We start from the raw sequence: 1,130 nt of genomic DNA on the forward strand, positions 1-1,130 counted from the left end.
GTGTAAAAAACAGCCAAAAGTGAGCTAACTCGCTGTCAGCACAGAAATTTTTCACAACCTTCTGCCGATCCTCCATGCGGGTCCGTGATCGCCTTCATGTCTGCGCCTCACCCTGGTCGTCGAGGGTTGCCAGGATCACCCGAAGTTGTGTACTGCCATGCGGCCTCGGAAGCTATGTAGGAACCACAGACCGCTAGTCTGGAGGCGACCATGTAAAGAGGTATGCCTGATGGATCCCATTCGTTCGCGCACACCAAGTCCTGCCCGCGAGCTTCTGCCCGGCCCCCAACCGGATAGGGTTCAGCCGACTGCAGATCGTGGGGTGTCTCCGCCTGCCGGCGGCCCCCTGGATGGCTTGCCCGCTCGGCGGACGATGTCCCGGACCCGGCTGCCATCTCCCCCTGCCCCCTCACCTGCGTTCTCGGCGGGCAGCTTCAGTGACCTGTTACGTCAGTTCGATCCGTCACTTTTTAATACATCGCTTTTTGATTCATTGCCTCCCTTCGGCACGCCTCATACAGAGGCTGCCACAGGCGAGTGGGATGAGGTGCAATCGGGTCTGCGGGCAGCCGACGCCCCCCCACCCACCATGCGCGTGGCTGTCACTGCCGCGCGGCCGCCGCGCGCCAAGCCGGCGCCGCGACGACGTGCTGCGCAACCCTCCGACGCTTCGCCGGCCGCGCAGGTGGATCTACGCACGCTCGGCTACAGCCAGCAGCAACAGGAGAAGATCAAACCGAAGGTTCGTTCGACAGTGGCGCAGCACCACGAGGCACTGGTCGGCCATGGGTTTACACACGCGCACATCGTTGCGCTCAGCCAACACCCGGCAGCGTTAGGGACCGTCGCTGTCAAGTATCAGGACATGATCGCAGCGTTGCCAGAGGCGACACACGAAGCGATCGTTGGCGTCGGCAAACAGTGGTCCGGCGCACGCGCTCTGGAGGCCTTGCTCACGGTGGCGGGAGAGTTGAGAGGTCCACCGTTACAGTTGGACACAGGCCAACTTCTCAAGATTGCAAAACGTGGCGGCGTGACCGCAGTGGAGGCAGTGCATGCATGGCGCAATGCACTGACGGGTGCCCCCCTGAACCTGACCCCGGAGCAGGTGGTGGCCATCGCCAGCAATA

1 pseudogene is annotated in these 1,130 nt (G+C 62.5%); it reads left to right on the top strand.

The annotated features are described in order from the left end of the window. Nucleotides 1-229: 229 nt before the first annotated feature. Nucleotides 230-1,130 (top strand): annotated as a pseudogene (locus F7R02_RS25480) (type III secretion system effector avirulence protein AvrBs3); the annotation flags it as partial.

The organism is Xanthomonas cissicola, assembly GCF_008801575.1.
Taxonomy (GTDB): Bacteria; Pseudomonadota; Gammaproteobacteria; order Xanthomonadales; family Xanthomonadaceae; genus Xanthomonas; species Xanthomonas cissicola.